17 protein-coding genes are annotated in these 15006 nt (G+C 58.3%); 4 read left to right on the top strand and 13 right to left on the bottom strand.

The genetic code is table 11. From position 1 onward, the window contains the following. Window positions 1-341: 341 nt before the first annotated feature. Window positions 342-1301, top strand: coding sequence for a phosphotransferase family protein (locus ACOERD_RS10135; RefSeq protein ID WP_419738942.1), 960 nt, complete (start codon window positions 342-344; stop codon window positions 1299-1301). A gap of 66 nt (window positions 1302-1367) precedes the next feature. On the opposite strand, the gene rplA is transcribed toward ACOERD_RS10135, so the two are convergent. Together rplA and rplK are read right to left on the bottom strand one after the other, a co-directional pair. Beyond that, window positions 1368-2066 (bottom strand): 50S ribosomal protein L1, encoded by a 699-nt coding sequence (rplA, locus tag ACOERD_RS10130; RefSeq protein WP_170375389.1) that lies wholly within the window; start codon window positions 2064-2066, stop codon window positions 1368-1370. Between the two features lies 1 nt (window position 2067). Next, complete coding sequence (gene rplK, locus ACOERD_RS10125) at window positions 2068-2517, bottom strand: 50S ribosomal protein L11 (RefSeq protein ID WP_113791694.1); 450 nt, start codon at window positions 2515-2517, stop codon at window positions 2068-2070. Between the two features lie 279 nt (window positions 2518-2796). Between rplK and ACOERD_RS10120 the strand changes: the two genes are divergently transcribed. Beyond that, the gene (locus tag ACOERD_RS10120; protein WP_419738941.1) at window positions 2797-3729 is read left to right on the top strand and encodes a hypothetical protein; all 933 of its coding nucleotides are present in this window, start codon (window positions 2797-2799) and stop codon (window positions 3727-3729) included. A gap of 108 nt (window positions 3730-3837) precedes the next feature. Here the strand turns inward: ACOERD_RS10120 and nusG are convergent, their stop codons facing one another. The 7 genes from nusG to ACOERD_RS10085 form a co-directional block, all read right to left on the bottom strand. Next, window positions 3838-4371, bottom strand: coding sequence for a transcription termination/antitermination protein NusG (gene nusG / locus ACOERD_RS10115; protein ID WP_117872965.1), 534 nt, complete (start codon window positions 4369-4371; stop codon window positions 3838-3840). A gap of 211 nt (window positions 4372-4582) precedes the next feature. Continuing rightward, complete coding sequence (gene secE, locus ACOERD_RS10110) at window positions 4583-4780, bottom strand: preprotein translocase subunit SecE (protein WP_170460241.1); 198 nt, start codon at window positions 4778-4780, stop codon at window positions 4583-4585. A gap of 101 nt (window positions 4781-4881) precedes the next feature. Further along, entirely contained in the window at window positions 4882-5040 is a 159-nt protein-coding gene (gene ccoS, locus ACOERD_RS10105) for a cbb3-type cytochrome oxidase assembly protein CcoS (protein ID WP_419738940.1), read from the bottom strand. Between the two features lie 5 nt (window positions 5041-5045). After that, window positions 5046-7223 carry a heavy metal translocating P-type ATPase gene (locus ACOERD_RS10100; protein ID WP_419738939.1) on the bottom strand — a complete coding sequence of 726 codons (2178 nt, stop codon included), beginning with the start codon at window positions 7221-7223 and terminating at the stop codon, window positions 5046-5048. 4 nt (window positions 7224-7227) lie between these two features. Then, on the bottom strand, window positions 7228-7686 hold the full coding sequence (locus ACOERD_RS10095; protein WP_170375399.1) for a FixH family protein: 459 nt from the start codon (window positions 7684-7686) through the stop codon (window positions 7228-7230). 2 nt (window positions 7687-7688) lie between these two features. After that, entirely contained in the window at window positions 7689-9116 is a 1428-nt protein-coding gene (gene ccoG, locus ACOERD_RS10090) for a cytochrome c oxidase accessory protein CcoG (protein ID WP_419738938.1), read from the bottom strand. Between the two features lie 99 nt (window positions 9117-9215). Then, entirely contained in the window at window positions 9216-10094 is an 879-nt protein-coding gene (locus ACOERD_RS10085) for a LysR family transcriptional regulator (RefSeq protein WP_170690601.1), read from the bottom strand. A 99-nt stretch (window positions 10095-10193) separates the two neighbouring features. Here ACOERD_RS10085 and ACOERD_RS10080 point away from each other — a divergent pair, with 99 nt between their 5' ends. After that, complete coding sequence (locus ACOERD_RS10080; RefSeq protein WP_419738937.1) at window positions 10194-10352, top strand: hypothetical protein; 159 nt, start codon at window positions 10194-10196, stop codon at window positions 10350-10352. A 142-nt stretch (window positions 10353-10494) separates the two neighbouring features. On the opposite strand, the gene ccoP is transcribed toward ACOERD_RS10080, so the two are convergent. Genes ccoP through ccoN form a run of 4 tightly spaced genes read right to left on the bottom strand, consistent with a single transcriptional unit; the run spans window position 10495 to window position 13923 of the window. Continuing rightward, a complete protein-coding gene (ccoP, locus tag ACOERD_RS10075) occupies window positions 10495-11358 on the bottom strand; it encodes a cytochrome-c oxidase, cbb3-type subunit III (protein ID WP_419738936.1) in 864 nt (287 codons plus the stop codon). Continuing rightward, window positions 11355-11561: a cbb3-type cytochrome c oxidase subunit 3 gene (locus tag ACOERD_RS10070; protein ID WP_419738935.1), complete on the bottom strand. Its 207-nt coding sequence runs from the start codon at window positions 11559-11561 to the stop codon at window positions 11355-11357. Before ACOERD_RS10070 ends, ccoP begins: the two co-directional genes overlap by 4 nt. Window positions 11562-11572: 11 nt before the next feature. Further along, a complete protein-coding gene (gene ccoO, locus ACOERD_RS10065; protein ID WP_170375411.1) occupies window positions 11573-12301 on the bottom strand; it encodes a cytochrome-c oxidase, cbb3-type subunit II in 729 nt (242 codons plus the stop codon). A gap of 14 nt (window positions 12302-12315) precedes the next feature. Next, window positions 12316-13923 (bottom strand): cytochrome-c oxidase, cbb3-type subunit I, encoded by a 1608-nt coding sequence (gene ccoN / locus ACOERD_RS10060; RefSeq protein ID WP_170375413.1) that lies wholly within the window; start codon window positions 13921-13923, stop codon window positions 12316-12318. Window positions 13924-14116: 193 nt separating this feature from the next. On the opposite strand from ccoN, the gene ACOERD_RS10055 reads away from it, so the two are divergent. Continuing rightward, window positions 14117-14956 carry a universal stress protein gene (locus ACOERD_RS10055; RefSeq protein WP_419738934.1) on the top strand — a complete coding sequence of 280 codons (840 nt, stop codon included), beginning with the start codon at window positions 14117-14119 and terminating at the stop codon, window positions 14954-14956. The last annotated feature ends 50 nt before the right edge of the window (window positions 14957-15006 follow it).

Below are 15006 nucleotides of genomic sequence, written 5' to 3'. Positions count from 1 at the left end.
AATGCGCCCGAGGGTGGGACCCTCAGAATTCTTTGGTCTTACCCGTCTCAGGCAGGGAATTAAGGGGCCATATGGCACCACCCACCGTCTTGGACGAAACGAAATAAAGCGCACGACGAATCGCACGCTTTACTTCGCAGCCCTACTTAGGGCAGATGACAGGGGTTTCCAAGGGGTAAATTGCCCCTATTTGCACTTGCGGCATCAAGGCGGAATACACCCTTTGTATGCGAGACGAGCTGCCAAAGGGTCAATAGCCGCCAGCAAAATCATTGACAGTGGGTTTCAGCTACGGTCACCTCCGATATGAAAGCCAGAAAACACTCCGGGCTTGAGGCAAAATGACAGCGGTTACTCTGGAAGAATTCGACAAGGCCAGTGCCTGCGCCCAAGAGCTGGCGCAGGACTGTCTGGGCACGCCCATCACGCAGATCCGGTTTCACTGCCGATCCCATGCATTTCCCGATAGCCGTCTGGTGTGGAAGATCGAAACCTCGAACCGTTCCTACGCGCTGAAACTTGATACGATGTCGCCGGAAACGGGACGCCTGCGCAAAGAGTTCGACCTGCTGGTGCAACTCACCGAACACTTCAAAGCCTCCAAAAACAACCGGGTCGTCCGCCCAGTCTTTATGTCGCCAAACGATGCGTTCATGGTGACTGAGTTTGTCGAGCGCCCAACCGCGACGGATATCATCTACAACAGCGAAGACGACACCCAGGTGGCGCAAGTCTATCGACGGGCGGGGTCGTGGCTGCATGACCTGCACGCGGTTCAAAAAGCCAGCGATTACGCGTTTCGGCCGCGTTGGATGACCGACAGCATACGCGAGCAGTCCGCCCAAGTACCCTCGCATATCTCGGAAATCAGCCAGCCAATGGTCGAGGAGTTTCTGGCCGAAGCCGCATCCTTGAAAAACCGCCCCGACCTGCGCGTGTTTTCACATGGGGATTTTCACGGCCTGAACCTGATCATGGGTCAAGGCACAGCCATCGGGCTGGATTTCACCGAGGCCCGCGACAAGCTGGCCGTTTATGATATCGTCGACTTTCTGAAAGCGGACATCTTCCGGGACGGGGCCGAAAAGGACGTCGACCGAAGCGGCGCTCTGACCTGCAACAAAGAGATGTTCTTCCGCCAGTATCGCCACCCGATCGACACTCAGATCCTCGATTGCTGCCTGCGGGGCCGATTGCTAAAGGACTGGCTGCGCCTCTGGCAACCCGACATCACCTGCAGCGAGTTCGAACTACGCAAACGCGACCGGCTGCAAGTGCGACTGCAACAAGCCTTTCGCTAAGACAGCAAAAAACCCGAGCAGCTTGCGCCACTCGGGTTTCAAAGATTGCTACGTCTGCTTTAAGGCTTATTCGCCTGCTGCAGCCGCCACGTCCAGGGTCACACCCGGGCCCATGGTCGAGCTGAGTGCGATCTTCTTCATGTAGGTGCCTTTGGCGCCCGACGGCTTGGCTTTCGCAACAGCCGAGATGAAGGCACGGACGTTTTCAGCCAGCTTGGCTTCGTCGAAGGACGCTTTGCCAACGCCTGCGTGCACAACGCCACCTTTTTCAGCTTTGAACTGAACTTCACCGCCTTTGGCTGCTTCCACGGCCGCTTTCACGTCCATGGTCACGGTGCCAACTTTGGGGTTCGGCATCAGGTTGCGCGGGCCCAGAACTTTACCCAGACGGCCAACGATCGGCATCATGTCAGGGGTCGCGATGCAGCGATCGAACTCGATGGTGCCGCCCTGGATGGTTTCCATCAGGTCTTCTGCGCCAACGATGTCTGCACCTGCTTCTTTCGCTTCGTCTGCCTTGGGGCCACGCGCGAATACAGCAACGCGCATCGCTTTACCGGTGCCGTTCGGCAGGCCAACAACGCCACGAACCATTTGGTCTGCGTGACGAGTGTCAACGCCCAGGTTCATCGCGATTTCGATGGTCTCGTCGAATTTCGAGGTCGCGTTGCCTTTTACCAGGGCAACTGCTTCTTCAACCGACAGGTTTTCCTTGCCGGCGACAGCTTCGCGCGCAGCGCGGGTACGTTTACCGAGTTTTGCCATCTTACTTCACCTCGATGCCCATAGAGCGGGCCGAGCCCAGGATGATCTGCATTGCGCCTTCGACGTCGTTGGCGTTCAGATCTTTCATTTTGGCTTCGGCGATTTCGCGAACCTGCTTGGTGGTCACGGTGGCCACGGTCTCACGACCGGGATTTTCCGCACCACGGGGACGGTTACGCTTGCCAACCGGCTTCAGACCAGCTGCTTTTTTCAGGTAATAAGACGCAGGCGGCGTCTTGATGTCCATGGTGAAGGACTTGTCCTGATAGTAGGTGATCACGGTCGGGCAAGGAGCGCCTTGCTCCATGTCTGCGGTCTTGGCGTTAAACGCCTTGCAGAATTCCATGATGTTGATGCCGCGCTGACCCAGCGCCGGACCAACTGGAGGCGACGGGTTCGCCTGACCTGCAGGAACCTGCAGTTTCATTGTACCAGCAAGCTTTTTAGCCATTTGGTTTTCCTTTCAACGTAGGCAGGACGCGTCCCACCCGGTTTATGTTGCGTGGTCCGATCCGGGATCGCGATCCCTAAAACCTCCCACGAGAGAATCTCGCCCGAAGACGATAGAGCCGGCATCTATAGGGGAATGAGTGGGTTGGCAAGGGCATTGCGAATACCCGCTCACGTACATCCAAACCGAACTCACAGTAGGGAATTCCGGTATCGCGCCAAATCTACTTCTGATTGAAGATTGCTAATATTCAATCAAACCATTTGCAAAAGGCAGCTCTTGTTCCCTCTGAATTCACCTACCGTCTTTTCGATTGCTCTAGCAGGCGTCGCGTTGATTTCCGCCATAGCGTTTCGATTTGATTGGCGAGTTCGCGCTCCGCTCATGCTCGCTTCAATTGCCCTTCCCACGGGCTTATTGGTGTACCACCCGATGGTGGGTCAATATGCTGGGCAAGGGTACCTCATTGTCATCCTGTCTTGCCTTGCCATGTTTGCGCTCGGTGCGGGCTGGGGCAGTGTCATGAGATTGGTACAAGTTTCTCCGTTTATATCCGTTTCAGCACCGGTCATTGTCACCTGCGCATATACGGGGCACGCCCTTTGGCTTCAGTACGTGCCAAAGGATTGCCTTAAAGAAGACCTCCATGTTCGCATTGCTGGTGAAGTTGTGGTTCTACCACCGGAACTAAAACCCCGCCTCGAAATTGGGAATTCCGCAACCCATTTCGGAAGGATGGACCGCAAATCTGGTTTTTCGAAGATATGCAGACTTAGCCAAAACGGCACACGCGCTATTGATATGGACGTGGTGTGGATAACCCCCGCATCCAATCATGCGGCTCTGACTTCTCTCTGTGAGGGCAATGATGAGCCCGAGTGGTGCGGTCGCTATTCCTCGTATCCGTACCGCCACGTGGGAAAGGTGCTGTTTGCGACTGAAGATGAGCTTGGCTTTCCCAAACCGTATTGGAAAGAAGGCGGGTCGTTGAAGAAAGAACGCCAAGGCGATCTGAAAAAAGGCTCAATTTGTCTATTGTCGGACGAAGGGACAAAAACTCAATGCTGGACTTGGCAGCCGTTTGGTGAGGGGTCGCGATTGACGGTCAGCGCAAACAATCTTGACCCAATATTTGTTGACATGCCCGTTGATGAAGCTCGCAATATGGCTCTTCAAGCCCTCAACACAACTCTCTCCATAGTCCAGCCGTAGGCTACCCGTGCGACTTGCTACACAGCAACCAAACCCAAGTAGTCATTGGAAATGAAAACGCTGCAGTGTCTGTGGCGCTGCGGCGTTTGAAATTCTCCGAGAAGGTAATCAGCCCTGCTTGGTAACCTGCGTGAAGTCCAGTTCGACCGGCGTTTCCCGACCAAAGATCGAAACCGAGACCTTCAGCTTCTGGTTCTCGTCGTCCACGCCTTCGACCATGCCATCGAAATCCTCGAACGGGCCGTCGTTGACCTTGACCTTCTCGCCGACCTCGAAGCTGATCATAAGCTTCGGCGCTTCTTCACCTTCCTGAACGCGGTTCAGGATCTGGTTCACTTCGGCGTCGCGCATCGGCATCGGGCGGCCTTGGGGGCCAAGGAAACCGGTGACACGGTTGATCGAGTTGATCAGGTGATAGCCCTGATCCGACATTTCCATATGCACCAGAACGTAACCGGGCATAAAGCGGCGTTCGGTGGTGACTTTCTTGCCGCGACGGACTTCGATCACCTCTTCGGTGGGGACCAGTACTTCGTCGATATCGTCCTCAAGGCCCTGTTCAGCCACCGACGTGCGGATCTGCTCTGCGATCTTCTTTTCGAAATTCGAAAGAACGCTGACCGAGTACCACCGTTTCGCCATGAACCTGTCGTCCTTGTTTGTCTTGGGCCAAGCCCCGCATCGCGGGTTCGCCCTGTATTGAAATCCTGTCGCGGCCTGTCCGCGTGTTCCGGAATAAAAAGCGGCGCGCAGCCCGAATCGCCACACGCCCATTCCGAATAGTCCCGTGTGAACTACTCTGAGATTCCGTGCTGTGCAAGGGGGGCTGCGGTGTTTCCGCGCCTGAGAGCGGTTAGCTGAACGCGCCCAGGACCAGTTGCAAGCCGCCACGAATGCCCAAATCGACCAGGGCAAAGAAAACAGCGGTCAGAGCAGCCATGATGAACACCATGACCGTAGTCAGCAGCACCTCGCGCCGGGTCGGCCAGACGACCTTGGAAACTTCGGCTCGAACTTGCTGAATGAACTGGATCGGGTTGGTGGTGGCCATTTGGCGGGTTCTCTCTGCTTGCGGATACGCCGGACATAGCCGGGCATTGCGGCAATTTCAAGGGCGGTTGGGATCAACTGTGATTTTGCATCCTCAGCCAGCTACTGCTTGAGTTTGTCATCCCATTCATCGCTGAGGATACGGCGCGCATCGCCCTCGGGGTCTTCGTATTGGTTCGAGCGGACCGTGTAGACAAAAGCAACCAAGCCAATTCCGCCCAGAAACAGGGAAATCGGGATCAGATAGGCGAGCACTTCCATGATAGTTACCTCAGCCGCAGGGCGTTCAAAGATACGGTAATCGACGAGGTCGACATCGCCAACGCCGCGATCAAGGGCGTGGCCAGCCCGATCACCGCCAGCGGCACTGCAATCACGTTATAGACCGTAGCAACGCGGAAATTCTCGCGAATCCGTTTCGTGGCTTTGACGGCAGTGTCACATGCATCGGCGATGGGGGACAGGTCAGTTCCCAGAAGTACGATGTCAGACGCAACCCGCGCCGCATCCAAGGCCGAGGCAGGCGAGATCGACACATGCGCTGCCGCAAGGGCTGCCGTATCGTTCAGACCATCGCCCACCATCAGGACCTTGTGGCACCGTTCGCTGAAGTCCTGAATGCGCTGCGCTTTGTCCTGAGGCAACGCTTCGGCAATCCAGTTCTCGATCCCCAGCTTCTCGGCCAGAGCTTTCACGGCACCCGTCGAATCGCCTGAAATCAGGATCACCTGCTTTCCGGCCTTGGCGAAGTCCGAGACGGCCTCGGCCGCGCCTGGTCGCAGGGCATCGGTGAATCGGAAGGCCACCGGCGTGTTCGATCCAACCGACAGCCAGGCGGAGGTCTCGACCCCTTGTTCCGCACCAACCCAAGCCGCGCGTCCAAGGCGCACGCGCTGGTTTCGATACTGGGCCTCGGTGCCATAGCCCGGAACCTCGGTGATATTTCGCAGCGTCGCGGGTTTGATCCCGGCCTCACGCGCTGCTTTGGCCAGAGCGACCGACAAGGGATGCGCCGATGCCTCGGCCAGAGCCAGTGCGATTTCAAGGTCGGCCGTGCTGTGATCGCCCAGATTGGTCACCTCGGGCGCGCCGGAGGTCAGAGTGCCGGTTTTGTCGAAGACAACCGTGTCGACCTCGGCCAGACGCTCCAGCGCGGTGGCGTGTTTGATAAGCATCCCTTTGCGGAACAACCGGCCCGAGGCCGCGGTGGTCACCGCAGGAACCGCCAGCCCCAACGCGCAAGGGCAAGTTATGATCAGCACCGCTGCCGCGATATTAAGGGCCGTGCGCAGGTCGCCGGAATAGATGTACCAGCCCACAAAGCTGAGCGCCGACAGGATATGGACGCCGGGCGCGTATAGCTTGGCCGCTTTGTCCGCCAGCGAGGTGTATCTAGACCGACCGGATTCAGCGATGGCGACCAGATCGGCCATACGATGCAGGGATGTATCTTCGCCGACCGCCGTGGCGCGGATGGTCAGAGGGCCGGTCAAGTTGACCTCGCCGGCGCTCACGATCTGACCTGCCTCTGCAAACACCGGCAGGGTCTCTCCCGTCAGCAGGGAACGATCCAATTCCGACTGACCCGAGACGATTTGGCCATCCACCGGCATCCGCCCTCCGGGCCGCACAAGGATCAAGTCGCCAACGGCCAGGGTGGATACAGCAACCTCTTCTTCGGTACCGTCGATCAACCGAAGGGCGCGGGGGACCTCCAGCGCTGTTAGTTCCTCAGCCGCGGACCGCGCGGCGGCGCGGGTGCGGTAGTCTAAGTAACGACCTGCCAGCAGAAAGAAGGTCAGCGTCAGGGCGGCATCGAAATAGGCATGTTCGCCGCTCAACGCTGTTTCCCAAAGCGATGTCACCAGCGCCAGCAGGATCGCCAGAACAATCGGCACATCCATGTTTAGCCGACGCACGCGAAGGGCTGACCACGCATTGGCAAAGAAGGGTTGCGCCGAGAAGGCTATCGCAGGCAGGGCGATCGCGGCAGAGATCCAGTGGAACATGTCCCGCGTCGCATCCGTCGCCCCCGACCAGACCGATACCGACAACAGCATCACGTTCATCGAGGCGAACCCGGCCACCGCCAAGCGCATCAGCAGGTCACGCCCCGCTTTGTCGGCACTGGTGGCCGACAGGGCTCCGGCATCCAGTTCATGCGCCTCATAGCCCGCGTGCTCCAGTACCGGGATCAGATCAGCCGCGCGCATTTCAGGCGCGGCTTTGATCATCGCACGCTTCAGGGTCAAGTTGACGCGCGCGTCCTCCACCCCGGGATGGGCGTTCAAAGCCCGCTCGACATTGGCAATACAGGCCGAGCAATGAATACCGGGCAGAGACAGCGCGATCTGCACATCCTCCGGGATTGGCCGCGCAGGTTCCACCGGGGCGGCGATGCACCCCGGACAAGCCGCCGTACCTGAGGATAGCTGAGCCGTCACCGCCCTACCCTTTCACGTACAAAGGAACCCGCTGAGCGAACTCGGCCCCTGAATGATCGCGGGCGACCAGACGGATGTTCCAGTTCCCCTTGCCCAGCGTCGCAGGCGTTGCATAGGCAAGCCCGTCAAATGTGAAGTCGGGCGAGAAATCATCGCGCACATGGGTTGCACGGCCCACAACGGCCTGTAAATCGGCGACTTGCACCGGCGCGCCGGTAGCGTCTGTGATGTGCAGGATCAGCAGACCGCCAGTGTTTTCAGCGCGTACTTCCCAACCCAAAGCTTGGTGTTCCTTCAGTCGGTCATTGAACTCCTGACTGGCGACGTAGGAGTTTTTGACCTCCAGCCCCGGGAAGGTTTTGACCGCGCTGTAAGCCAGGATCAGGTTCACCGTGATGATCACACCAAAGGCACATACGAACACCGCAAGGGCGTGTTTGCCGGTGAATTTCCGCTCGGACATGATCAGTTCCCTCGTCCGTTGAAGCTTGTGTCTTTGTAGGCGCGTTCACCGCTGTCGAGGTCCTCGACCCAGATCCGAACAGCAGACGTATCCGTAAGCGCAGGCCCCGTGTCAGGCGCCGCCGTAATGTAGACCCGCACCAGTTGCGCGGTATCAGGGGCCACAGTAACAGTTTGCCCGTCAACGCCTTCGATTTCCAGTAGCATGGCCGGATCGCCGGTCAGAGACAGATTGAACGGACGTTCTTCGCCATGTTTGTTGCGCAGGCGCACATCATAGGTGTTGCGGATCGTGCCATCCGACATCGTCACAAAGGTCGGATTGCGCACAGGCGCGACCGTGAGGTCGATATCGGACCGGATGAACAGGGCAAACAGCAGCGCGAAACCGACCAGAGACCACAACGCGGTGTACATGATCGTGCGGGGACGCAGAATGTGTTTCCAGATATTCTTAGGTGGCTGACCTGCGCGTTCATGCGCCTCATCACTCAGCGCCATATAGTCGATCAAACCCCGAGGCTTGCCGATCTTGGCCATCATGTCATCGCAGGCGTCGATGCACAGGGCGCAGGTGATGCACTCCAACTGCTGACCATCGCGAATGTCGATACCAACGGGGCAGACATTCACGCAGGCCATGCAATCGATGCAATCGCCCAGCTCGGAATCGGCCGTGCGCTTACCTTTGCCGCGCGGCTCACCGCGCCATTCGCGATAGCCGACGACCAGAGTGTCCTCGTCCATCATCGCGGCCTGAATGCGTGGCCATGGACAGGCATAGATGCAGATCTGTTCGCGCGCGAAGCCACCAAAGAGGAAGGTGGTGCCGGTCAGGATCAACATGGTCGTGTAGGCAACGGGGTGTGCGTTGCCGGTCACAAGATCACGCAGAAGGGTTGGCGCGTCGGCAAAGTAGAAGACCCAGGCCCCGCCGGTTGCGAGGCCGATCAGGAACCATGCAGTCCATTTCGTCAGACGCAAACGGGCCTTGCGGAGGTCCATCTTCTCTTGCCGGTGCAGGCGTAAGCGGGCGTTGCGATCGCCCTCGATCCAGCGTTCGACCAGAATGAATAGGTCGGTCCAGACAGTCTGCGGGCAGGCATATCCGCACCACACCCGGCCCAATGCCGATGTGAACAGGAAAAGCCCGAGACCGGCCATGATCAGAAGGCCTGCAACAAAGTAGAATTCATGCGGCCAGATTTCGATCCAGAAGAAATAGAAGCGGCGGTTGGCCAGGTCCAGCAGCACAGCCTGATCCGGCAGGCTGGGCCCTCGGTCCCATCTGATCCAAGGGGTGACGTAGTAGATCCCCAAGGTCACAATCAGGATAATCCATTTCAGGTTCCGGAACGGACCTGAGACACGCCGGGGAAAGATAGGCTCTCGGGCGGCATACAAGCTGGGGGCGGGATCGGAATCGCTCACTGGCTGGCTCCAAGGATGGGTCTTATGGAAGTGTGTTCTTCCAGATCATGGACGCGCAAACATTGACATGGGTCAAAACGCGCATCGGACAAACACCTTTTACCGCGCGTCACCCGCCTGCCGCCTCAGCCAGCTGACAAAGGTCTTTACCGCCGGTCTAAGAGGCGTTTTGGCCGTCAAAACGTGGTATCCGCTGCTTTCCGGCTCAGTATGGAGCTCGACAAGACGGCCCGCCTTGATGTCCTGCTCGACGAAATGTCGCACCGTGGCTGTGACACCCTGCCCTGCCCGCAGGCCTTCAAGCAGCAAGGTCCCCGGCAGCGAGATGCGACGCCCCTGAGGCGGGTGATCAACTCCACGTCTGGCCAGCCAGGTCGAGGCCTCGGTGGTGCCGAACTCTTCCAGCCAAGGCAGCTGGCTCAACTCTTCCGGTGTCCAATCCGACCGACCGCCCAGCAGGCTGGGGGCCGCAACCACAACAAAAGGGGTTTCCAGCAGCATTTCGCAGTCCACACCGGGCCACCCTCCGGACCCGTACCTGATCGCAACATCGACGCCGCCTGGCGTGAGTTCCACCAGATGCGGAGAAGGGTCGATCGTCAGGCTGATTTCAGGGTATTTGGCCTGAAACTCCGGCAGTCGCGGCATCAACCACGAGGCGGCGAAGGTTGGCGTCAGCGACACGTGAACCGGACGGGCGCCGCCTGCGCTCATCACCTCTTCCACAGCTGCGCCGATTGAACCGAACCCAAGCTGCACGGCACGCGCAAGATGCGCGCCTTCGGGTGTCAGGGAAAGCGACTTTCCATCGCGCCGGACCAGAGCGACGCCCATGTGTTTCTCCAGCACACGCAACTGCTGGCTTATGGCAGCGTGGCTCACATTCAGCGCAGCGCCGGCCTGAACCACACCCCCCTTCTCAGCAAAGGCCGAAAAAGCGCGAAGGGACGAGAGAGGTGGCAGTTTCAACCAGTTCATATGTAATCCTAACTTACATATAGAAATAGCAATTGGCTCGCATCCTGTACAGGGAAACATCATCCTTAACGCATACAGAAAACGCGAAAGGAAAGCCCCATGCTGAGTGTTTTTGCGAAATCGTTCATGACAGCGACACGGATCAACGAGCCCCATCTCAGGGACGCACCGAAACCAACCCGCAATAAAGCGCACTGGTTGCCCGAGCATCATTGGTGGAAGAAACACCCGCGCACGGTCGATCTTGACGACCTTTGAAACGCGGCCTGTTCTGGATTGGCCATTGGCTCTATGATGGTTTTGGAAATAGGCACCGGCTGTTCAGGAAACGCGCGAACAGATGGAACAACCGGTGCCGGGACCTTGGGGCGGCAAGCCGCCCCAAGGTATTCTTTTAGCCTTACTGACCGCCACCCAGTTGGTGGACATAGGCGGTCACGGCACGGATCTGCGCCTCGGTCAGGCGGGTATCCCACGGGGGCATCACGCCAAAGCGGCTATAGGTCACCGTTTCGGTCAGAGCCTCTTCGCTGCCGCCATAGAGCCAGATGGCATCCATCAGGTTTGGCGCGCCCTGGAAGACATCGCCTTTGCCGTCCTCGCCGTGACAAGCAGCGCAATTGTCTTCGAAGACAACCTTGCCTGCCTGCGCTGCCGCATCATCGGTCTGCGCATTGGTCAGCGACATCACGTACTGAACCACCTGGGTGATCTCTTCCCGTTCGAGAATCTCGCCAAAGGCCGGCATCTCGGAGTAGCGCGCATCGTCGCTTTCCTCGTTCCGGATCCCATAGCTGACGGTGAAATGGATATCCTCCATCGTGCCGCCCCAAAGCCATGCGTCATCCAGCAGGTTCGGGAAGCCCGCCGCGCCCTGCGCGCCCGAGCCGTGACACTGCGCACACCAGGTGCGGAACACAGCGCTGCCTGCGTTGACGGCATATTGCTGCAACTCAGGGTCCGCCGAGATTTCCTCGAGCGGGGTTTCGACCAGCTTGGCGTTCCACGGAGCGTTGGCCTCTTCGAACGAGACCAGCTCCTGCTGGACTTCGGCCCGAGATGACCAACCCATGACGCCTGCCGTCGCCGACTGAACCAGTGGCCATGCGGGATACATGATCGTGTAGATCACACCCCAGAAGATCGTGGCGTAGAAGGTCCACAGCCACCAGCGAGGCATCGGGTTATCAAATTCTTCGATGCCGTCCCAGCTGTGACCGGTTGTATTCGGGTCACCCGGCTGTTTTTCAGGTGTCTTAGTCATTTCCGCGCCTCCTCGGATGTGGCGGGTTGGTCTTGCTGCGTTGCGGGTGCATCAACGTGCCGGAAAGGGATGTTGGCGGTGTCGCTGTATTCCTTGCTGGCGCCTGGGCGGAACACCCAGACAATGATGCCAACAAAGAAGGCGAACAGCAGAAGCAACATCCAGCTATCTGCGAACTGCCTCAGGAGAGTATATTCTTCCATTGCACCCTCCCTCAGCGGTTTGCGTCAGGCGTGAAGGTCGAGAAGTCGACCAGCGTGCCCAGCATTTGCAGATAGGCGATCAGTGCGTCAGCCTCGGTCAGGTCGGATTGACCATCGAAGTTGCGGACATTGACCTTGTCACCATAGCGCTCCAGCAGCCCGTCATAGTCGCTGTCGGGATCGGCCTGAGCGCGGAAGTCGGCTTGCGCGTTCTCCAGCATCTCGTCGGTGTAGGGTGTACCGACCACCGCGTTTGCCGCCATGATGTCGCCGATATACTTGCCGTCGATCTTGCGGTTTTCGAGGAAGCCATATTTCGGCATCACCGATTCCGGCACGACCGATTGCGCGTCGCGCAGGTGGCGTACATGCCAATCGTCCGAGTAGCGGCCGCCGACACGTGCCAGATCAGGCCCGGTCCGCTTGGATCCCCACTGGAACGGGTGGTCATACATCGACTCGGCCGCCAGCGAGTAATGGCCATAGCGTTCGACCTCGTCCCGCATGGGGCGGATCATCTGGCTGTGGCAGACATAGCAGCCTTCGCGGATGTAGATCTCACGGCCCGCCATCTCGAGAGGGGTGTAAGGGCGCATGCCCTCCACCTTCTCGATTGTGTTCTCAAGATAGAACAGCGGGGTGATCTGAACGATGCCACCGATGGTCACGACCAGAAAGCTGAAGATCAGCAAAAGGGTCGCGTTGGTCTCAAGCACTTTGTGTTTGTCAAGAATTGCCATTGCTCCGGCCTCCTTTATTCAGCCGGGACTGCGACGGTCAGGCTGGCCTCTTTGGCCGGTGCCTTGCGTACAGTCATCCACAGGTTGTAGCACATGATCACCGAGCCAGCGAGGAACAGAACCCCACCCAGACCGCGAACCACATACATCGGGAACTTGGCGGCAACGGTGTCAGCGAACGAGTTCACCAGGAAGCCGTTGGCATCCACTTCGCGCCACATCAGGCCTTCCATGATACCGGTGACCCACATCGATGCGGCGTAGAGAACAATGCCGATCGTGGCGAGCCAGAAGTGCCAGCTGACCATCTGTAGCGAGTACAGACGCTCACGCTTCCACAGGACAGGCACCAGATAGTAAAGCGCACCAAAGGTGATCATGCCGTTCCAGCCAAGCGCGCCCGAATGTACGTGACCAATGGTCCAGTCGGTGTAATGGCTGAGCGAGTTCACCGCACGGATCGACATCATCGGACCCTCAAAGGTGGACATGCCATAGAAACCAACCGAGATGACCATCATGCGGATAATCGGGTCGGTGCGCAGCTTGTCCCATGCGCCCGACAGGGTCATCAGACCGTTGATCATACCACCCCAGGACGGCATCCACAGAACGATCGAGAACACCATGCCCAGCGTCGAGGCCCAATCCGGCAATGCAGTATAGTGCAGGTGGTGCGGACCGGCCCAGATATACAGGAAGATCAGCGCCCAGAAGTGGATGATCGATAGCTTGTAGGAGAATACGGGACGTTCGGCCTGTTTCGGGATGAAGTAGTACATCATGCCCAGGAAGCCCGCAGTCAGGAAGAAGCCCACAGCGTTGTGGCCATACCACCACTGGATCATAGCATCCTGTACGCCCGACCAGACGATAACCGATTTCGAACCCCAGATACTGACCGGGATGGTCATGTTGTTGACCAAGTGCAGCATCGCAACGGTCACGATAAAGGCCAGGTAGAACCAGTTGGCCACATAGATATGCGGCTCTTTCCGTTTGATGATCGTACCCAGATAGACAGCCAGATAGGCGACCCAGACGATGGTCAGCCACAGGTCCACATACCATTCAGGCTCGGCATATTCCTTGGACTGCGTGCCACCCAGAACATATCCGGTCGCTGCCAGAACGATGAACAGCTGATAGCCCCAGAACACGAACCAGGCCAGGTTTCCGCCCCAAAGGCGCGCCGCGCTGGTGCGTTGGACCACGTAGAACGAGGTCGCGATCAGAGCGTTACCGCCAAAGGCAAAAATCACCGCAGAGGTGTGCAGCGGACGCAACCGCCCAAAGTTCAGATAGCCTTGCGCCCATTCGAAGTTGAGCGTCGGAAATGCCAGCTGGAACGCAATAAAAGTTCCCGCCAGGAACCCGACCACGCCCCAGAAGGCAGTTGCGATCACGCCGTAGCGGATCACGCCGTCCATGTACTCGCCGGAGCGATCGACAAGAATATCTGGCTCATCCGTGTTTCGAAGCGTCCAGATGAACAGACCACCGGCGATGATCATCACCAGTATCGCATGCACCTGATACGCCAAATCGCGTGCATAATTGGACCCGATCGCGGCAAACAGCACGACCAGACCAAGCACGATCAGCTTGATGTAATTCGACATATTGCGTCCCTTTACCCTGCCCTGCGCGATTTACGTGCCGCACAGAACCTTTTTGACTGTCCCCCGTAATGTAGAAGAACACCCTCTGCCGCTTTGATCTGAGTCAAGACAATCCGTTGTTTTCTGTGACACCCATAGTCAAGTGGAGGGGCGCTGGTCGCATTGGATCGGCTGCTCGAAAGACGAGGTCGATATGGCTTACAAATCAATTCTCACAATCATGACGGAAACTACGAATGCGCAGGCAGCGCTTTCTCAAGCGGCGGCATTGGCCGAAGCGCAGGATGGTCATGCCGAGGCCCTGTGCCTGGGCGTCGATCGCAGTCAGACAGGGTATTACTACGCCGGGGCGAACGCACTTATCCTTCAGGAAACCCTCAGCCGGGCCAATGCCGAGGCCGAAGAACTGCTAAGCTATGCCGAGGATTTTCTGGGAAAAACCGGTGTGCGGTGGTCTGCCGAAAACGGAGTCGCCCAGATCGCGGACATTGGACGCCACGTTGCCCATCGTGCACGGTTCTCGGATTTGGTTGTCCTGCCGCACCCCTATGGTGAAGGGCGCGGTGCCGAAGCGGAACCGATTGTCGAAGCCGCCATGTTCGAAGGTCACGCTCCGGTCATGGTCGTCCCGAACGCGGGGCAACCTGTTTCGAAGCCTAAAAACATCATGATCGCGTGGAACGAAAGCGTCGAGGCTATGCGCGCGGTGCGCTGCGCCCTGCCATTTCTGAAAGATGCCGATCTGGCACGTATCGTGGTGATCGACCCGCCACGGCATGGGCCCGACCGCTCTGACCCAGGTGGCATGCTGTCCCAGATGCTCGCGCGGCACGGTGTCCGGTGCGATATCGAAGTCCTCAGCAAAACCATGACGCGGGTGTCTGACATTCTGAACCGCCACGCTACGGATACGGAATCAGATATGATTGTCATGGGCGCCTACGGCCATTCCCGCTTTCGCGAAGCGATCCTTGGCGGTGCTACGCGCAACATGCTGGAACAATCCGCTGTACCGGTCTTCATGGCACACTGATCGCGTCCTGAACCAAAAAAAAGCCGCCCTGCGGGGCGGCTCGATCGCTT

Source organism: Ruegeria sp., assembly GCF_965199275.1.
Classification (GTDB): domain Bacteria; phylum Pseudomonadota; class Alphaproteobacteria; order Rhodobacterales; family Rhodobacteraceae; genus Ruegeria.
This window is presented reverse-complemented; position numbering and strand designations above follow the sequence as displayed.